General features: G+C 63.1%; 18 protein-coding genes. 7 read left to right on the forward strand and 11 right to left on the reverse strand.

Features of this window, described 5'->3' with window-relative positions:
- Positions 1-243 precede the first annotated feature (243 nt).
- The gene (locus AC097A_RS15735) at positions 244-1,215 is read left to right on the forward strand and encodes a porin (RefSeq protein ID WP_161499912.1); all 972 of its coding nucleotides are present in this window, start codon (positions 244-246) and stop codon (positions 1,213-1,215) included.
- Positions 1,216-1,286: 71 nt separating this feature from the next.
- On the opposite strand, the gene panC is transcribed toward AC097A_RS15735, so the two are convergent.
- The 4 genes from panC to AC097A_RS15755 form a co-directional block, all read right to left on the reverse strand.
- Positions 1,287-2,111, reverse strand: a complete 825-nt coding sequence (panC, locus tag AC097A_RS15740) for a pantoate--beta-alanine ligase (protein ID WP_479621559.1) — start codon at positions 2,109-2,111, stop codon at positions 1,287-1,289.
- Positions 2,112-2,123: 12 nt separating this feature from the next.
- Positions 2,124-3,017: a 3-methyl-2-oxobutanoate hydroxymethyltransferase gene (panB, locus tag AC097A_RS15745; protein ID WP_105261498.1), complete on the reverse strand. Its 894-nt coding sequence runs from the start codon at positions 3,015-3,017 to the stop codon at positions 2,124-2,126.
- Positions 3,018-3,101: 84 nt separating this feature from the next.
- Positions 3,102-3,950 carry a segregation and condensation protein A gene (locus tag AC097A_RS15750; protein ID WP_479621560.1) on the reverse strand — a complete coding sequence of 283 codons (849 nt, stop codon included), beginning with the start codon at positions 3,948-3,950 and terminating at the stop codon, positions 3,102-3,104.
- A 64-nt stretch (positions 3,951-4,014) separates the two neighbouring features.
- Complete coding sequence (locus AC097A_RS15755; protein ID WP_105261497.1) at positions 4,015-4,221, reverse strand: DUF3460 family protein; 207 nt, start codon at positions 4,219-4,221, stop codon at positions 4,015-4,017.
- Positions 4,222-4,313: 92 nt separating this feature from the next.
- Here AC097A_RS15755 and nadC point away from each other — a divergent pair, with 92 nt between their 5' ends.
- The 3 genes from nadC (at position 4,314) to AC097A_RS15770 (ending at position 7,349) form a co-directional block, all read left to right on the forward strand.
- Positions 4,314-5,183 (forward strand): carboxylating nicotinate-nucleotide diphosphorylase, encoded by an 870-nt coding sequence (gene nadC / locus AC097A_RS15760; protein WP_315473619.1) that lies wholly within the window; start codon positions 4,314-4,316, stop codon positions 5,181-5,183.
- The gene (gene nadA / locus AC097A_RS15765) at positions 5,183-6,286 is read left to right on the forward strand and encodes a quinolinate synthase NadA (RefSeq protein WP_479621561.1); all 1,104 of its coding nucleotides are present in this window, start codon (positions 5,183-5,185) and stop codon (positions 6,284-6,286) included. Before nadC ends, nadA begins: the two co-directional genes overlap by 1 nt.
- 136 nt (positions 6,287-6,422) lie before the next feature.
- A complete protein-coding gene (locus AC097A_RS15770; RefSeq protein ID WP_479621562.1) occupies positions 6,423-7,349 on the forward strand; it encodes an AbiTii domain-containing protein in 927 nt (308 codons plus the stop codon).
- A 306-nt stretch (positions 7,350-7,655) separates the two neighbouring features.
- On the opposite strand, the gene AC097A_RS15775 is transcribed toward AC097A_RS15770, so the two are convergent.
- The 4 genes from AC097A_RS15775 to AC097A_RS15790 form a co-directional block, all read right to left on the reverse strand.
- On the reverse strand, positions 7,656-8,429 hold the full coding sequence (locus tag AC097A_RS15775) for a uracil permease (RefSeq protein ID WP_479621563.1): 774 nt from the start codon (positions 8,427-8,429) through the stop codon (positions 7,656-7,658).
- A gap of 82 nt (positions 8,430-8,511) precedes the next feature.
- Positions 8,512-8,835, reverse strand: coding sequence for a rhodanese-like domain-containing protein (locus AC097A_RS15780; RefSeq protein WP_479621564.1), 324 nt, complete (start codon positions 8,833-8,835; stop codon positions 8,512-8,514).
- A 9-nt stretch (positions 8,836-8,844) separates the two neighbouring features.
- Positions 8,845-10,194: a chromate efflux transporter gene (chrA, locus tag AC097A_RS15785; protein WP_479621607.1), complete on the reverse strand. Its 1,350-nt coding sequence runs from the start codon at positions 10,192-10,194 to the stop codon at positions 8,845-8,847.
- A 14-nt stretch (positions 10,195-10,208) separates the two neighbouring features.
- Complete coding sequence (locus AC097A_RS15790) at positions 10,209-11,138, reverse strand: chromate resistance protein ChrB domain-containing protein (protein WP_479621565.1); 930 nt, start codon at positions 11,136-11,138, stop codon at positions 10,209-10,211.
- Positions 11,139-11,277: 139 nt separating this feature from the next.
- Between AC097A_RS15790 and AC097A_RS15795 the strand changes: the two genes are divergently transcribed.
- Both AC097A_RS15795 and AC097A_RS15800 read left to right on the forward strand, forming a co-directional pair.
- Positions 11,278-11,985, forward strand: coding sequence for a glutathione S-transferase N-terminal domain-containing protein (locus AC097A_RS15795; protein WP_479621566.1), 708 nt, complete (start codon positions 11,278-11,280; stop codon positions 11,983-11,985).
- 68 nt (positions 11,986-12,053) lie between these two features.
- A complete protein-coding gene (locus tag AC097A_RS15800; protein ID WP_315473612.1) occupies positions 12,054-13,292 on the forward strand; it encodes an EAL and HDOD domain-containing protein in 1,239 nt (412 codons plus the stop codon).
- Between the two features lie 18 nt (positions 13,293-13,310).
- On the opposite strand, the gene ctlX is transcribed toward AC097A_RS15800, so the two are convergent.
- A complete protein-coding gene (gene ctlX / locus AC097A_RS15805; protein WP_479621567.1) occupies positions 13,311-14,243 on the reverse strand; it encodes a citrulline utilization hydrolase CtlX in 933 nt (310 codons plus the stop codon).
- Positions 14,244-14,352: 109 nt separating this feature from the next.
- Between ctlX and AC097A_RS15810 the strand changes: the two genes are divergently transcribed.
- Positions 14,353-14,772 (forward strand): Lrp/AsnC family transcriptional regulator, encoded by a 420-nt coding sequence (locus AC097A_RS15810; protein WP_479621568.1) that lies wholly within the window; start codon positions 14,353-14,355, stop codon positions 14,770-14,772.
- A gap of 78 nt (positions 14,773-14,850) precedes the next feature.
- Here the strand turns inward: AC097A_RS15810 and nadB are convergent, their stop codons facing one another.
- Together nadB and AC097A_RS15820 are read right to left on the reverse strand one after the other, a co-directional pair.
- Positions 14,851-16,449, reverse strand: a complete 1,599-nt coding sequence (nadB, locus tag AC097A_RS15815; protein ID WP_479621569.1) for an L-aspartate oxidase — start codon at positions 16,447-16,449, stop codon at positions 14,851-14,853.
- A gap of 29 nt (positions 16,450-16,478) precedes the next feature.
- Positions 16,479-18,149 carry a SulP family inorganic anion transporter gene (locus AC097A_RS15820; protein ID WP_479621570.1) on the reverse strand — a complete coding sequence of 557 codons (1,671 nt, stop codon included), beginning with the start codon at positions 18,147-18,149 and terminating at the stop codon, positions 16,479-16,481.
- Positions 18,150-18,166: the final 17 nt, after the last annotated feature.

The following is an 18,166-nucleotide window of genomic DNA, read 5'->3' on the forward strand; positions in this document are numbered from 1 at the left end:
GGGGCGCACGGCCCCGTGCGCGGATGGATCGTTCCGGTTCAACAGCGGACCTTGCTCCGCTGCCGCGCTTTGTATTCCTTGTGTCTCTTGTGTCTCTGCGCCTGCAGAGGGCGTTGCCCTGCACCGATGTAACCAAAACTTAATGCCAATTTAACCGGTCCGTCTTATTCACTCTTCAGACTCCGCGGTCGTTGTGTCTTGTCTTGATATGACTTTTTAACCCGCTAAAAAATGGAGTATGGAATGTTGAAAAAATCTGCTGTTGCACTCGCAGTTGCAACACTGGCGCTGGGCGCACAGGCTGGCGAGCTGGCCACCGACAAAGACGTCAAGTTTGAAGTGAACGTGGACGTCGGCACTTACTATGTCAGCAAGAAAAATGCCGCTGGTCGTGAAATCAACGAAGTGCTGGGCAAGGGCCTGAACCAAGTGGAAATCAAGGCCACCAAGACCATCAACGAAGACATCTCCATCTTCGGCGAAATCGAAGTGGACTACGACCCCGTCGTTGACAACTCCGCCTTCACCTCCGACGACACGCGCGTTGGCATCGCCAGCAAAAAGTTTGGTCGCTTCTCCGCCGGCCAGTTCGACAGCTTCATCGAAGACAACGTCATGGAAACGCTGGGCGTGGGCCATGGCGAAAACGCCTTCATGACAGAGCCTGCCTCTGCCAACAAGGGTCGCCATGTGCAATACAGCCACAAGCTGGGTGACCTGAGCTTTGCCGTGGACTACACCTCGGCAGTTGGCCCCGCCGCCAACCCCGAAAACTCCAATGGTTTCGCCCTGGCCGCGACCTACAAGATTGGCAGCCTCACTTTGGCCGGTGGCTGGAGCGAGTTGGCCAAGTACAAAGCGGACAGCTCCAAGACCCAAGGCGAGTTGAACACCGACCGCTACGCCACGGGCCTGGCCGCTACTTACCAAATGGGCAATCTGGCTTTGAAGGGCCTGGTTGCTGACGTGGAAAGCACCGCCAAGATCAAGACCTCTTACACCGGTTTGGCATTGACCTACGTGATGGGTGAGTTCGACTTCGGCCTGTCCATGCAGAAGGTCAAACCTGAAAACACCAACGGCCGTGACGAGTGGTCTGCCGGTGTCGGTTACACCCCGTTCAAGAACATGCAGTTGTACTTTGACTTTGCGGGCTTGGCCAAGGCGAATGGCGAAGGTGATGTGGTTGAAATGGGCTTGAAGTACACCTTCTAAGCTCCCTACGGTATTCCAAGGTTTTTATGCCCGGGCTGGTCCCGGGCTTTTTTACGCCCCGTGCGCGCCGCTCAGACTTCGATGTTGTCAATCAGCCGGGTGCTGCCTAGCCTTGCGGCCGCCAGCACCACCATGGCGTCGCCATTGCGCGGAGCCTGCAAGTCGGCTTGGCGGCGCACGGCCACGTAGTCGGGCACCCAGCCTGCGCTGCGCAGGGCCTGCATGCCTTCTGCCTCCAGCCGCGCCACGTCCGTTTCGCCAGCCCGCAGGGCCGCCACAATTTTGCGCAGCGTGGCCGACAGCAGCAGCGCCTCTTCGCGCTGGGCCGGGCTCAGGTAACCGTTGCGGCTGGACAGGGCCAGACCCGCTTCATTGCGCTGGGTTTCACCGCCCACCACATCAATGGGCAGGGCGAACTGCTTCACCATGTTGCGGATCACCATGAGCTGCTGGTAGTCCTTTTTGCCAAACAGCGCGGTGCGCGCCTGGGTGCAGGCCAGCAGCTTCATGACCACGGTGCACACACCGATGAAGAAGCCCGGGCGGAAGTGGCCTTCCAAGATGTCGGCCAGCTCGGTGGGTGGGTGCACCTTGAAGGTTTGGGGCTGGGGGTACAACTCTTGTTCACTGGGGGCAAACACGATGTCGCAGCCCGCGGCCTCCAGCTGGGCGCAGTCGGCTTCCAGCGTGCGCGGGTAGGTGTCAAAGTCTTCGTGCGGCGCAAACTGCAGCCGGTTCACAAAGATGGTGGACACGGTCACGTCGCCCAGCGGCTTGGCCTGGCGCACCAGGGCCAGATGGCCGGCGTGCAAATTTCCCATGGTGGGCACCACGGCGGGGTGGCGGTACTGGCTCAGCGCTGCGCGCAGCTCGGCAATGGTGTGGATCAGTTGCATACGCGTGTTATTTCACCAGGCGTGGAGGGTGTCGTCAGGGAACGTGCCGTTTTTCACGGCGGCCACATAGGCTTCCATGGCACCGCGGATGCTGGTGGATTCGGCCATGAAGTTGCGCACGAACTTGGGGTTTTTGCCGAGGTTCACGCCCAGCATGTCGTGCAACACCAGCACCTGGCCAGCCGTGCCCTTGCCCGCACCAATGCCGATGGTGGCGCAGTGGGGCAGCTCTTGGGTCAGCTCGGCCGACAGGGGTGCGGGCACCATCTCCAGCACCACCATGGAAGCACCGGCGTCTTGCAGCGCCAGGGCTTGTTTCTTCATCAGGTCCGAGGCCACATCGCCCCGGCCCTGCACACGGTAGCCACCCAGCGCGTGTACGGTTTGCGGCGTCAGGCCCAGGTGGGCGCAGACGGGGATGCCGCGTTCCACCAGAAAGTGCACCACCTCCGTGGTCCAGCCACCACCTTCGAGTTTGACCATGTGCGCGCCGGCCTGCATGAGCACGCTGGCGCTGCGAATGGCCTGTTCCTTGGACTCTTGGTAGCTGCCAAACGGCAGGTCACCAATCAGCCAGGCCGTGCCCTGGGCGCGGCGCAGGCCGCGGGCCACACTTTCGGTGTGGTAGGCCATGTCTTGCAGGCTCACGCCCACGGTGCTGTGCAGGCCCTGGCAGACCATGCCTAGCGAGTCGCCCACCAAGATACATTCCACACCCGCCGCATCGGCCACGGCCGCAAAGGTGGCGTCGTAGGCGGTGAGCATGGTGATTTTTTCGCCGCGTGTGTGCATCTCTTGAATGCGCGGCAGGCTGATGGGTTTGCGGGTCGCCATGGGCGAAGCTGGGGGCAGCGTGCCGTAAGGGGATGCCGCAGCAGACGCGTTACCGGCAGGTTCTTGGGCCATGGACAGAGACTCCATCAACAGGGGGTTGGGCGGGATGCGGGGCCGATACTAACCGCAAGCGGGCGTATCGGTTAGTGACACCACTCAGGCGGGGGAATAGGCCAAGCGCACGTAAATCGGTGCAAAGGCTTCTGCCTGGGTGATCTCGATCAGGGTTTCCTTGGCCAGCTCCAGCAGGGCAATAAAGGTCACCACCAGCACGGGAGCGCCTTGGCTGGCGTCAAACAGGTCTTCAAACCCCACAAAACGTTGGCCCTGCAGACGCTTGAGCACGATGCTCATGTGTTCGCGCACCGACAGTTCTTCACGGCTGATCTTGTGGTGCTGCACCAGGCGCGCACGTTTCATGATGTCGCGCCAGGCCTCTTGCAGGTCCACCAGCTGCACATCCGGAAAACGCGGCTGCAGGCTTTGCTCAATATGGGCGTTGGCCTTCAGAAAGTCGCGTCCGTACTGCGGAATGGCGTTGAGGCGGGCCGCGGCCAGCTTCATTTGTTCGTATTCGAGCAGGCGGCGCACCAGCTCGGCACGCGGGTCTTCGGCTTCCTGGCCCTCGGCCGTCTTTTTGGGCGGCAGCAGCATGCGCGACTTGATCTCGATCAGCATCGCCGCCATCAGCAGGTACTCGGCCGCCAGCTCCAGGTTGTGCTTGCGGATCTGGTCCACGTAGACCAGGTACTGCTTGGTCACGCTGAGCATGGGAATGTCCAGAATATTGAAGTTCTGCTTGCGGATCAGGTACAGCAGCAAGTCCAGCGGCCCTTCGAAGGCCTCCAGAAACACCTCTAGCGCGTCCGGCGGGATGTACAAATCCTGCGGCATGGCAAACAGCGGCTCACCGTACAGGCGCGCCAGCGCAACCCGGTCCACCACCTCGGGCATGGTGGCCAGGGCGGTCGCGTCAGAGCCGCTGTCCGTAGAGGGGGTGCTCATGATTTGCTATTGAATTGGGAGCTGCTCGCGCAATATCCACGCGGGCTAGAGGCCTATTTGGCTCTTATTTGGCGTTGGTCTGGTAGACGTAGGGCTTTTGCTCCACGCGGGCCTCGCCATAGGCCTTTACCGCGCTGCGGTCCACGCTCTTGTCCCACAGCAGGGCGCGGCCCTGGCGTTGCTCGGCTTCCAGCGTGGGCTTAGCAGTCTTGAGCTGGTCAATAAACTGGGTAGCCTCGGATTGGTAGTCGGGGCGGCGGAAAATGTTCATGGATGAATCCTCGTTGGAGGTCATTTTAGCCGCCATGGCCGCTGCCCGGCGCACTGCTGCGCGGGCGGCAAACCCGGTATCCTTGCGGCCCTATGCGCAATTCTGACTATTCCACCGCCCAGATCACCGCCCTGGCCCAGGCCGACGTGGCCCGTGCCCTGCAAGAAGACGTGGGCGCGGGGGACCTGACCGCCTCCCTCATCGACCCGACCCGCCGCGCCCGCGCCCGCGTGGTCGCGCGCGAAGCCGCCGTGTTGTGCGGCGAGCCCTGGGCCACCGCCGCCGTGCGGGCGCTGGACCCATCCGCCGCCATCATCTGGCATGTGCGCGAAGGCCAGCGTTGCGTGGCCGATCAGGTGGTGGTGGAAATTGAAGGCAACGCCCAAGCGCTGCTGACGGCCGAACGCACGGCGCTGAACTTTTTGCAACTGCTGAGCGCCGTGGCCACCAAGACCGCCACGTTTGTGAGCGCCGTGGAGTCGGTGCCCGGCAACCGCGCCGCCATTGTGGACACCCGCAAAACCCTGCCCGGCCTGCGCATGGCGCAAAAGTACGCGGTGCACGCGGGCGGCGGCACCAACCACCGCATTGGCCTGTTCGACGCCGTGCTGATCAAGGAAAACCACATTGCCGCTGCCGGTGGCGTAACCGCCGCGCTGCAGCGCGCCAGTCAGCTCGCGGCCAGCGCCAAGTTCATTGAGGTGGAAGTGGAAACGCTGGACCAACTGCGCGAAGCGCTGGACTGCGGCGCCCAGATGGTGCTGCTGGACAACATGACCATGGCCCACTTGGTGCAGGCCGTGGCCATCAACGCTGGCCGCGCGATTCTGGAAGTGTCGGGCGGCGTGAGCCTGGACACCGTGCGCGCCATTGCCGCCACGGGCGTGGACCGCATCTCCATCGGCGCGCTGACCAAAGACGTGAAGGCCACCGATTTCTCCATGCGTTTTGAGGAGCTGTGATGTCTGCCAGCGATGTGATTGACGTCGAGTACGAACAGCCCGCTTGCTCCACCAAGCATGCCTGGGCGCGCGTGCCCGTGGAGCCCACGCCCTCGCAGCGCGTGGCGCTGAAGGACAAGATCAAGCGTCTGCTGAAAGAGAAGAACGCGGTCATGGTGTCGCACTACTACGTGCACCCGGACCTGCAAGATTTGGCCGAAGAAACCGGCGGCCTGGTGAGCGATTCGCTGGAGATGGCCCGCTTTGGCCGCGACCACAGCGCGCAGACGCTGGTGGTGTCGGGCGTGAAGTTCATGGGCGAGACCAGCAAGATCTTGTCGCCGCACAAAACCGTGTTGATGCCCGACCTGGATGCCACCTGCTCGCTAGACCTGGGCTGCCCCATCAGCGAATTCAGCGCCTTCTGCGACCAGCACCCAGACCGCACCGTGGTCGTCTACGCGAACACCAGCGCCGCCGTCAAAGCGCGGGCCGATTGGCTGGTGACCAGCAGCTGCGCGCTGGACATCGTGCGAGCCCTCAAAGACAAGGGCCAGAAGATTCTGTGGGCACCCGACAAACACCTGGGTGGCTACATCCAGCGCGAAACCGGTGCCGACATGGTGTTCTGGGAAGGCGCCTGCATCGTGCACGACGAGTTCAAGGCCTTTGAGCTGGAGGCTCTGATCAAGGAGCACCCCAAGGCCAAGGTGCTGGTGCACCCCGAGTCGCCCCAGGACGTGGTGGCCCTGGCCCACGCCGTGGGGTCGACCAGCGCCATCCTCAAGGCCGCGCAGACGCTGGACGCCGACACCTTCATCGTCGCCACCGACAACGGCATGCTGCACAAGCTGCGCACGCTCAACCCCACCAAAACCTTCATCGAAGCCCCCACCGCCGGCAACAGCGCCACCTGCAAAAGCTGCGCCCACTGCCCCTGGATGGCCATGAACGGCCTGGCCGGCGTGGCCCAGGTGCTGGAGCTGGGCACCAACGAAATCCAGGTGGATGCCAAGTACCTCGACCGCGCACGTCTGCCGATTGACCGCATGCTGGCGTTTACGGCGGCGCTGAAGAACGGGCAGCCGGTGGGTGGGCTGATTCCGAACATTGGGGCGGCCTGATTTTTTGGTGTTTTGGCATTTAGCTCAGGTGGAATATGTGCGAGCAGCTATTGAATTGGTAGCGGCGGTACGCTTCGCGATTGGCTGCTTTGCTGCGATGTCAATGACTGTTTAGTACGTTATTCGGTAGGTCCATATGTCTCTCATCCACGATATTCAAGCCGCAGCGATCACGCAGACCGTAGACATCCCTACGCTCTTAAGGATGTGCAAGTTGCTCGCCGCGCGGATATCCCACGAGCCATTCGCCCAATGGGTAGAAAGGGAGCTAAATGGATATCCTGATGTTGATTCCATCCCCGAATATCGCATCGTGCACGCCGAGTCCTATGGTCAATTCGTTGGGGCATTCGGCACAAGGGCCAACAGGATGCAGATTCCTGTATCAGTTCTTCCCAAAGAGATTCAAAAGCAATACCGACACGCCTATATGGGGGGCAGCATCAGTGCATACTCGGCTCTAATTGAAGGAGATAAAACAGGAAGCCTTCAAGAGCAGTGGCCACTAGATCTTGCTGTCCATTACGCGTCAAAGGTCATGCTTGATATGCAGTGCGTGTCTGCATGGAAAGAAATTCCAATAGGAGCAGTTGTTGGTCTAGTTGACTCAGTTAAAACCAGAATTCTGGGGTTTGCAATAGACCTTGAGCGGGAGGCACCAAACGCAGGTGATACCCCTATTGGCAGCCTTCCCCCACTAAGCAGCGAAAAGATGACACAGATTTTCAACACGAACATTCATGGCAACGTTGGAAACGTGTCCAACTCCGGTGAAAACTTTACGCAAACGGCGACAACAAAAGCGCAGGCTGGCAATTGGGATTTGCTGGAGAAGCAACTTGAGGTCTTTGGGATTAAGCATGACGACTTGACGCCGATGAGGCTGGAGCTCGAGACAGCGGCAGCGTCAAACAGCGACCAAGAAAAGTCGAAGGTCGCTGGCACCTGGATCGGGAGCTTGGTTGCTAAGGCGGCCTCAGGCGCAGCAGGAGTAGGGGTCGAAATCGCTGCCACAGGTGTCGCAAAAGCAATTGCCGGATACCTTGGGCTGCCAGGTGCCTAACCCTTTCAGCCAGAGGATGCAGACCGGCAAGTTGGTCAGCGCCTCACATATCAAGTATTTCCGACTGCAATGGAGCGCTGCAAAAGTCGGCTTTCAGGCTGAAGCAGCTGTCTCCGTGTCGACGCGTTGACCGTCGAGGGAAAGCCGTGCGGTATTGGAGAGCAGGCACCCAAGGGGCGTGTTGCCTCTGGCTCTCGGTACCGACTAATTTTAAAGCGTTTTCTGCCGCTAGCCCTCGCGGAGTATGCGCGAACAGCTATTAAATAAGTAGCAATCCAAGCGCGCTTCCCGCATATCTCAACCCGCCTATTCCCCTTTCCCCCGCGTAAACAGCGTCACCAGCAGTGGCAGCAGTGCCAGCGTAAACAAGGTGCATAAACAGGCCACCCAGAGCGGGTAGCCATCCGGGTTGCCCAGGGCAAAGTACTTGAGCGCCACATAGCCCAGGGCCAGGGCCATCAGCAAGCTGATGCCGGGCAAGAAGATGCGGAGCAGGAACGTGGCGCCGAAGGCCGCTACGCCTGCCATGGGGCGGCCCAGTGCGTACCAGACGGTGGCCCACAAGAAGTAGCCCAGGATGAACAGCATGACACAGGCCCCCAGCCACAGGCCCACGCTGCGGGGGCTCAGCTCCGTGGCCACCCGGTCGCCCGGGGCGTACACCACCTTGAGCCTGGCGCCTTCATTGGGGATCTCGGTCGACGCCACCGAGTTGGACAACTCCAGCGTCTCACCCTCCGGCCCGGTAAAGCGCACTTGGGCGGTGTGCATCAGGCGTTGGCCGCGCACGGTGCGGCCGTTGGAGTCTTTTTCTTCGTAGTCGCGCAATTCGGAGGTGTGGCCCACCACGGTGGCGCTGTAGCTGGGTTTGGTGGCCAAGGCGTACAGGGCCTGGCCGGTCCAGTAGGTGAAGGGCACGAACAAGGCGAGCAAGGCAAAGATGATGATGACGAGCAGCGCGCTGCCCCCCTTTTTGCCGCCTTGGCTGCGCTGCGACACACGTCGCCCCAGCCAGACCGCAGCGGCGAGGAAGGTCGCGCTGCTGGCCAGAAAGATCACGCCGGCGGAGGTCAGCTGCATGGCTGCGCCCGATCTGGCCGGACGGTGGGGGGCGGGGTGGCTGCGTTCATGGAGCGCCATTCTAGGCACCCCGCCAACAGCGTCAGACCGCGGGCTCGGTGGCCAGGCCAGCAGCCTGCCAGGCGGCAATGCCGCCATCCAGGTAGCGGGCATCCAGGCCCATCACGCGCAGCACGGTGGTCAGCCCCTGGCCAATCTCGTGGCCGTGCGCGCAGTACACCACCACCGGCAGGTCCTTAGGGACCTGGTCTTTCCACTCCAGCCACTGGGCCGGGTTGTGCCACTGGGCGTGGGCAATCTGGGTGCCGTCTTGCAGGCGTGCACTGTCGCGTCGCACATCCAGCAGCGTGAAGGCCTGCCCTTGCGTTTGCAGTTGGGCGAGTTCGGTGGCGGTGATGGCGTCCATGGGGTTCTCCTAGCGAATAAGTGACAACAACAAACCCAGCAGTGCGCAGGCCGCAATGACGTGCACCACCTTGCGCTGGTAACGGAACAGGGCGATGGCGGCGCCCAGCGCAATGAGGGCGGCCACCACGTCAAATGCGCCGGCAAAACCTTGCGGCCACAACACGTGGTAACCAAAGAACAGCGTGAGGTTGACGATCACGCCCACCACGGCAGCGGTGATGCCGGTGAGCGGCGCGGTGAACTTCACATCGTTGTGCGTGCTCTCCACCAGCGGGCCACCAGCCAGGATGAAGATGAAGGACGGCAGAAAGGTGAACCAGGTGACCAGGGCGGCGGCGATGGCACCGGCCAGAAACAGCTGGTCTGGCCCCAGCACGGCTTTGGCATAACCCCCCACAAAGGCGACAAAGGCCACCACCATGATTAGCGGCCCCGGCGTGGTTTCGCCCAGCGCCAGCCCGTCAATCATCTGCGTGGGGGTGAGCCAGCTGTAGTGGCCCACCGCACCCTGGTACACATAAGGCAGCACCGCATACGCCCCGCCAAAGGTGAGCAGCGCTGCCTTGGTGAAGAACCAGCCCATCTGGGTGAAGGTGTGGTCCCAGCCCATGCCCCAGGTCAGCGCGCCCATGGGCAGGGCCCACAGCACGGCGCCCACCAGCACCACCGTGGCCAGGCGGCCCCAGTGGAAGCGGGCGTGGGCCGGTGTGGGGGTGTGGTCGTCAATTAGCGCCGCGCCAAAATGCTTGGCTGCTGCACCATGCCCGCCCGTGCTGTTGAACAGGGCGGGCGCCCAGCGCCCACCGGCATACCCCAGCAGGGCCGCACCCAGCACGATGAGCGGGAAGGGTACTTGCAGCGCAAAGATGGCCAAAAACGAAGCCGTGGCAATGCCCCACAAGGCCTTGTTTTTGAGCGATCGCGAGCCAATGCGGTGCGCCGCCTGCAGCACGATGGCGGTCACCGCGGGCTTGATGCCGTAGAACATGCCGGCCACCCAGCCCACGTCGCCAAAGGCGATGTAGACCCAGGACAGGCCCACCAGAATGAACAACGAGGGCAGCACAAACAGCGCGCCCGCCACCACGCCACCCCAGGTGCGGTGCATGAGCCAGCCGATGTAGGTGGCGAGCTGCTGCGCCTCGGGGCCGGGTAGCAGCATGCAGTAGTTCAGCGCGTGTAAAAAACGCTTCTCCGAGATCCAGCGCCGCCGCTCCACCAGCTCGGTGTGCATGATGGCAATCTGCCCGGCGGGCCCGCCAAAACTCACAAAGCCCAGCTTGAGCCAGAAGGCAAAGGCTTGCCAGAAGCTGATGGGTGGCGGGGCCTCGGTCGGGCTCAGGGTGTCATGTGGCATGGAATGGCGCGAGGTCATGGGGTGGGTTCAAAGTGGTGGAGCAGGGCGTCCAACACGGCGCTGGCGGCTTGTAGCAGTTGGTCGTCGTCGGCGATGCTGGCGCGCAGGCCGGCCAGCACCGCCTCCACACCGCTGGCCTCGGGCGGCTGCACGCCACCCGCATCCAGAAAGTGCACCAGCGCGCCCAGGCGCTGCAGGGCCGGGCTTTCCAGCGCAAAGCTGGCCAGCAGCACCTCAAAGGTCACACGGCCTTCCACATGGCTGAAGGTGGCGCCATCAAAGTCAAAGCCCAGCGCATCCGCCGGGCAGTCTTGCGGCTGCGCCAACCACAGCAGGCGGGCCTGCGGGTCGATCTGGCGGCGGATCAGCCAGGCGCTGGCCAGCCGGTCCACCCAGGGGCGGGCGCGTGTGGCCCAGGTGCGGCCCTGGTAGTGCGCGCGCTGCAGCAGGGCAATGCGGCCGGCCACGGCCTGCGGCTCGTCGGGCGCGGCGGCGCGGGCAATGGCGGCTTCCAGCGCCTGCAGCGCGGCTTCCACCTGGCGCTGCGCCTCGGCCGGAAAAAAATCGGTCTCGACCACCTGGGCAAAGGCCTTGCGCGTCTTGCGGCACAGGCGCGTGGCCTCGGCCCGGTCACCGCTGGCCAGCAGGGCCTGGATGGGGGGCAGATCGGCCAGCAGCGCGGCAAAGTCGGCGCTGCGGTCAAACAGGGGGGGAAAGCTGGCGTTGGCCGGCTCCTGCACCGCCATCACATAGGCGCTGCCACCGCCGGCCACCACATCGGCCGCCACCGACTCCAGCAGGCTGCGGCAGGCGGGGAGCTCGGGCATCAGGTACACGCCGTCTTTGAGCACGGCCGCCCCGCTAGCCTTGAGCGCACGCCAGGCGCGCATGCGGGCGGTAGCGTTTTCGGTGGGCAGGCTGGTGATGAGGGTGATCCAAAGCATTTGTAGATTATTCTTCAAATATGTAAATTAATCTACATATTTGTTTTGAGAGAACATTTAGGCATACAAAAGGCCTGCAGGGCACAGAGGGTTTGCGCAAGCAGCTATTCTTTTTGTAGTTACCAGGAGCCTTTCCCCCATGCCATCTACATCCGCTTTGTCCGCCTTCCCCATCACCACCAAATGGCCCGCCCAGCATCCGGACCGCCTGCAGCTGTATTCGCTGCCCACGCCCAATGGTGTGAAGGTGAGCATTGCGCTGGAAGAGCTGGGCCTGGCCTATGAGCCGCATCTGGTGAGTTTTCAGACCAACGACCAGCTCACGCCCGAATTCATCTCGCTCAACCCCAACAACAAGATCCCCGCCATCATTGACCCCAACGGCCCCGGCGGTAAGCCGCTGGCGCTATTCGAGTCCGGCGCCATCCTGATCTACCTGGCCGAAAAAACCGGTCAACTCATGCCACAAGACCCGGCCCAGCGTTACGAAACCATCCAGTGGGTGATGTTCCAGATGGGTGGCATTGGCCCCATGTTTGGGCAACTGGGCTTCTTCCACAAATTTGCCGGCAAAGACTTTGAAGACAAACGCCCGCGCGACCGCTACGTGGCTGAGAGCAAACGCCTGCTGGGTGTGCTGGACAAACACCTGCAGGGCCGCGACTGGGTCATGGGCGATAGCTACACGATTGCCGACATCGCCATCTTCCCCTGGGTGCGCAACCTGGTGGGTTTTTATGGTGCGGGTGACTTGGTCGGGTTTGCCGACTTCCCTGAAGTGGCGCGGGTGCTGGCGGCCTTTGTGGCGCGGCCGGCGGTGGAGCGTGGCCTGGTGATTCCGGCCTGATCCGTTTCAGGCATCATTGCCATGCAGGGAGGCGGTGGGCACACCCACCGGGCTGCAGAAAGGTTGCCGTGAATTCTTCAGACGCAGAGACATCTGACGCATCCAGTTTTTCCATCGCCAGACAACACATCGTTGACGCGGACAAGTCCATCGTGGGCTATGAGCTGTTCAACCGCATGCAGGGCGACCGGGCGCACACGTTGGCCAGCGATGTGTCGCTGGTGCTCAACGTCATGGCGCAGAGCAGCAGCAAGCTGGTCAACGGCCAGGCAGATTTGTTCATCAACGCCACACACGAGAGCCTGACCGGCTCGCACTGGGATTTTTTGGTACCCCAGCGCACCATCATCGAGGTGCCGCCCTTCCCCGGGCACGATGCGGCCGGCATCGAAGAGGCGCGCCTCAAGATGCTGACGCTGCGCAAGCGGGGCTTCCGGTTGGCCTTTAACCACACGGTGGTGGCGCCGGTCTACAAGTCTTGGCAAGGCATTGCCGACTTTGTGAAGGTGGACGTGCGGGCCATCGACCCCGCCAAGCTCAAGACGCTGGTGGACGCCATCCAGAGCCGCACCGGTGCCATTGCCGTGGCCGAGAAGGTGGAGAGCGCGGCGCAGTTTGAGGTGTTCCGCGACATCGGGTTTCACTTTTTCCAGGGCTACTGGTTCTCAAAGCCCGAGGTGCTCAAGAGCCAGGTGGTTAGCCCCAGCCAGGCCAGTGCGGCCAATCTGTTCAACAAACTGCGCAGCGAAGCCGATGTGGACGAGATCGAGCTCGCCATCAAAAAGGATGCGGCGCTGGGCTACAACCTGCTGCGCCTGATCAACTCCGCCGGGCTGGGCCTGCGCACCAAGATCACCTCCATCCGCCAGGCGGTGATGCTGCTGGGCAACGAACGCTTGCAGCGCTGGGCCGCCATGCTGATGACCGCGGGTGTGGACGGCAAGCCCAGCCTGGCCGGCAACATGGCCGTGGTGCGCGCCAAGATGATGGAGCTGCTGGGCTCCAAGACCTTGTCGCCCGAAGAGCAGGAAGAGGCTTTCCTTATCGGCCTGTTCTCCCTGTTGGACCGCATGCTGGGCTGCACGCTGGCCGATGCCCTGTCGATGCTGGGGCTGGACGGCGCCATTACCGAGGCGCTGCTCAAGGGCACGGGCAAATACATGGACTTGCTGGCCATGGCCATTGCCTGCGAAATGGAGGACGCCACCATTTTTTCAGAGGCCGCGCAGCGCCTGGACCTGTCGTACCGCGAGATCAATGTGGCGCAAATGGAAGCGCTGGTCTGGGCTGACGCGGTGTACCAGTAGCTGCCATTCCGCCAAGGCCTAACGTGGCGCGAGGTGGATGCCCGCCAGCATACAGCGCACCGAGCCACCCGCCAGTTCGATGGTGGGCACGTTCAGCGGTACCAGGCGCACGCTGCGCTCCAGCACTTTGATTTGCGCCGGCTGCAGGCTCTGCAGCGCGCGGCTGGAGAGCGCCAGCAGACGCTCTTGCCCATTGCTGAGTTCCAGCGCATTGCCCGCAAATTCGCCAATCTGCGTGGCGCTGAGCGCCACCACCTCGCGCCCAGTTTCTTCCAGCCGCTGCCGCACTTCGGCTCGGCGTGTGGTGTCCGTAATCAGGTCCAGGCCCACCAACGCAAAGTCGGTACCCACGCACATCAGCACATTGGTGTGGTACACCGCGCGTCCCTGTGCGTCCACCGCGTCAAAGGCCATAGGCTCGTAGTTGAAATGGGTGGCAAAGCGCTCCAGCGCAATGGCGTTGGCGCGGTTGCTGCGGGCCGTGTAGGCCACGCGCGCCACATGGTCCAGCACCATGGCGCCTGTGCCTTCCAGAAACAGGCCGTCGGGTTCCAGGCCCGAGTAGTCGATCACGTCCTGCACGCGGTACTGCGCCTTCAGCATCTCGATCACATCCATGCGCCGCTCCAGCCGCCGGTTGGGCGAATACATGGGGTACAGCGCCACGTGGCCGCCCGCGTGGGTGGAAAACCAGTTGTTGGGGAACACGGCATCGGGCGTGCGGCCGGGCACCTCGTCTTCAAACAGGTGCACCTGCACGCCATGCTGCTGCAGCGTGCGCGCGGCTTCGCTCACCTCGGTATAGGCCTGCTGCGCCACCTCGTGGGCCTGGCGCTGGCTGTCGCTGCGCTGGAAGGCGTTGTCGGCCGCGGTTTGCGGGTTGGGCGTGAAGTGGTGGGGGCGCACCATGACCACGGCGCGGGGGGCTTGGGGGAAGACGCGGTGTTGCATGGCGCCATTGTTCTGGCCTTCGCCGCCAGGCAGAAGCGCACATTGTGGGCATAAAGCTCTGCACATTGTGCAAAATGCCGTAAATGCCTGGCACTTTGAAAGAAACCCCATGGACGACACCGACCGCGAACTGATTGGCCTGCTGCGCGACAACGCGCGCATGTCCACCGTGGCCCTGGCCGCCAAGCTGCGCGTGGCGCGCGCCACGGTGCAAAACCGCATGGCCCGGCTGGAGCAGGACGGCACGATTACCGGTTACACCGTGCGCCTCAAGCCCGCGGCCGAAGCGGCCCGCATCCGCGCGCTGATGAGTGTGGCGGTGGAGGGCAACCGCGCCATGGAGGTGATGACCACGCTGCGCGGCCACCCGAATGTGCAGGCCCTGCACAGCACCAATGGGCGCTGGGACATCGTGGCTGAGCTGCGCGCCGATTCGCTGGAGGCGTTCGACGCGGTGCTGCGCACCATCCGGCAGATTGACGGCATTGCCACCACGGAGACCAGCCTGTTGCTGTCTACGTACAAGTAGCGGTTTGTAAGTAAAAAGTGCCTGTAACGCCCGTGGTTATTGCGCAAGCAGCTCCTGAAATAGGAGCGGTCTGGCCGTTCAGGGCGTTAGCGTGGTGGGCACAGCGGCGTCCAGCAGCGCCGGGTAGTCGCGGCTGAAGTGCAGGCCGCGGCTCTCGTGGCGGGCCTGGGCGCTGCGCACGATGAGGTCGGCCACCTGCACCAGGTTGCGCAGCTCCAGCAGGTCACGGCTCACGTGGAAGTGGGCGTAGAACTCCTGGATCTCGTCCTGCAGCAGCGCAATGCGGTGGGCTGCGCGGTCCAGGCGTTTGTTGGTGCGCACGATGCCCACGTAGTCCCACATGAAGCGGCGCAGTTCGTCCCAGTTGTGCGAGATGACCACCGATTCGTCCGAGTCGGTCACGCGGCTGTCGTCCCAGGCGGGCAGGGTTAGCGTGCCAGTGGCACCGCGCTGGGTGAGCTCGGTTGCTATTAAATGTGTAGCTGCTCGCGCAAACACCATGCACTCCACCAGCGAGTTGGATGCCAAACGGTTGGCGCCGTGCAGGCCGGTGCAGGCGGTTTCGCCCACGGCATACAGGCCGGCCACATCGGTGCGGGCCGACAGGTCGGTCTGCACCCCGCCGCAGGTGTAGTGTGCGGCCGGCACCACGGGGATGGGCTGCTTGGACATATCGATACCCAGCTCCAGGCAACGCGCGTAGATGTTGGGAAAGTGCTCCTGGATGAAGGCCAGCGGCTGGTGCGAGATGTCGAGGTAGACACAATCAAAGCCGCCCTTCTTCATCTCGAAGTCGATGGCGCGGGCCACCACGTCGCGCGGCGCCAGCTCGGCACGTGGGTCGTGCGCGGGCATGAAGCGTGTGCCGTCGGGCAGCAGCAGGCGGCCGCCTTCGCCACGCACCGCTTCGCTGATCAAAAAGCTCTTGGCATGCGGGTGGTACAGGCAGGTGGGGTGGAACTGGATGAACTCCATGTTTTGCACCGCGCAGCCCGCGCGCCAAGCCGCGGCAATGCCGTCGCCCGTCGCCGTGTCGGGGTTGGTGGTGTAGAGGTACACCTTGCCCGCGCCGCCCGTGGCCAGGATGGTGTGGGGGGCCTGGAAGGTCAGCACCTCATCGGTGTCGTCGTCCAGCGCGTAGAGGCCGACGCAACGGTTGGTGCCGTCTTGCCCCAGCTTGGCCGTGGTGATCAGGTCCACTAGCGTGTGGTGTTCAAACAGGGTGATGTTGGGGCTGGCCTTGACCTTCTCGATCAAGGTTTGTTGCACGGCCGCACCCGTGGCGTCGGTCACATGCACGATGCGGCGCGCGCTGTGGCCGCCTTCGCGGGTGAGGTGCAGGTGGCCGTCTTCTTGCGAAAACGGCACGCCCAGCTTCTGCAACCAAGCAATGGCCTGCGGCGCCTGCTCCACCACAAACTGCGTGGCCGCCAGGTCGCACAGGCCGGCGCCGGCCACCAGGGTGTCGTCCACATGGGCGGCAAAGCTGTCGTCCTTGTCCCACACCGCGGCAATGCCGCCTTGCGCCCAGCCGCTGCTGCCTTCGCGCACCGCGCGTTTGGTAAGGATGGCGACTTTGTGTGTGGAGGCGAGCAAGAGCGCGGCGCTGAGGCCGGCCAGGCCGCTGCCCACGATGAGCACGTCAAAGGACAGGGAGGTGGAAGTAGAAGCGGACATGCAAAAAGGTATTGGGTTGAGAGGGTGCGCTAGCCCTGGGCGTCGTGCACCGCCAGCTCCAGGGCCTGGGCCAGCGTGGGGCTGAGGTTGGCGGGGCCCAGGGCCTCGATCACACCACAGCGCAGCAAAATGTCCTGCGGCTGGAAGGCCAGCCCACAGGCGATAAAACGCACACCCCGCTTGTGGCAGGTGCGCACCAGGTCGGCCACCGTATCGGCACCCGACGAGTCGATGTAGAGCACGTTCTTGAAGTCCAGCACCAGCACCCGCTGGGGCAGCCGGTCTTCCAGTGTTTCGATGAGTTTGACCGCGCCAAAAAAGATGGCGCCATGCAGCCGGTAGGCGGCCACACGCGTTTCCAGCTCGGCCAGCGGCGGATAGTCTTGTGTGCTGACCTGCTCGCAGCGCGAGAGGCTGGAGATGCGGTAGATGAAGGTGGCACACGCCGCCACCAGGCCCACCTCCACCGCCACCGTGAGGTCAAACACCACGGTCAGAAAAAACACCGCCAGCAGCGTGGCGCGGTAGGGCAGGCGGTACTGGCGCAGGTGCACAAACTCGCGCCACTCGCCCATGTTCCAGGCCACAAACATGAGGATGGCGGCCATGGCCGCCAGCGGAATGTTGTGCGCCAGCGGCGCAGCCACCAGCACCACCAGCAAGAGCGTGGCCGCATGCACCATGCCGGCCACCGGACTGGTGGCGCCGCTTTTGGCGTTGGTCACCGTGCGGGCAATGGTGCCGGTGGCGGGCATGCCGCCAAAAAATGGCGTCACAAAGTTGGCAATGCCCTGGGCCATCAGCTCCTGGTTCGGGTTGTGGCGGTCATCGATGATGCCGTCGGCAATACGCGCGCACAGCAATGATTCAATCGCGCCTAGCAGCGCCAATGTGAAGGCTGGCAGCAACAAGAAGCGCGCGGTCTCCCACGAGAATTCGGGCCAGTCCAGCGTGGGTAGGTTGCTGGGCACACCACCAAACCGGGTGCCAATGGTCTCCACCGGAATGCCGCAAAACGTGACCAGCAGCGTGGCCAGCACCAGCGCCACGATGGAGCCCGGCACCAGCGTCCACTTGCGCGCCCAGGGCCGTGTGAGGGCCAGCCGTGGCACGCCCCATTGCCAGCCCACAATCAAGCCCAGGCAGGCCAGTGCCAGCAGGGTGGCGTAGCCGTTGAAGGTGTGCAGCGATTGGAAGACGGTTTGCACAATGCCAAAGAAGTTGCCCGGCATGTGGGGCACTTGCAGGCCCAGAAACTCTTTGACCTGCGACACCGCAATCAGCACCGCAATGCCGTTGGTAAACCCGATGACCACCGAGATGGGAATGAAGCGCACCAGCGTGCCCAGCTTGAACAGGCCAAACGCAAGCAGCATGACACCTGACATGGCGGTGGCAATGATCAGGTTGGCCAGGCCATACCGTTCCACGATGCCGTAGACGATGACGATGAAGGCGCCGGCCGGACCGCCAATCTGCACACGGCTGCCACCTAGTGCCGAGATCAGAAAGCCCGCAATGATGGCGGTGAACAGCCCCGCCTCGGGCTTGAGCCCGCTGGCAATGGCAAAGGCCATGGCCAGCGGCAGCGCCACCACGCCGACCGTGAGGCCGGCTCCCACATCGCCCCAAAACCGCTGGCGGGAATAGCCCTGTAAAGCCTGCAAAAGCTTGGGGCGAAATTCCAACGGGGCTTGCATGCGGCGTGTGGGCTGAC

The organism is Rhodoferax sp. XS2R6 (assembly GCF_056521365.1).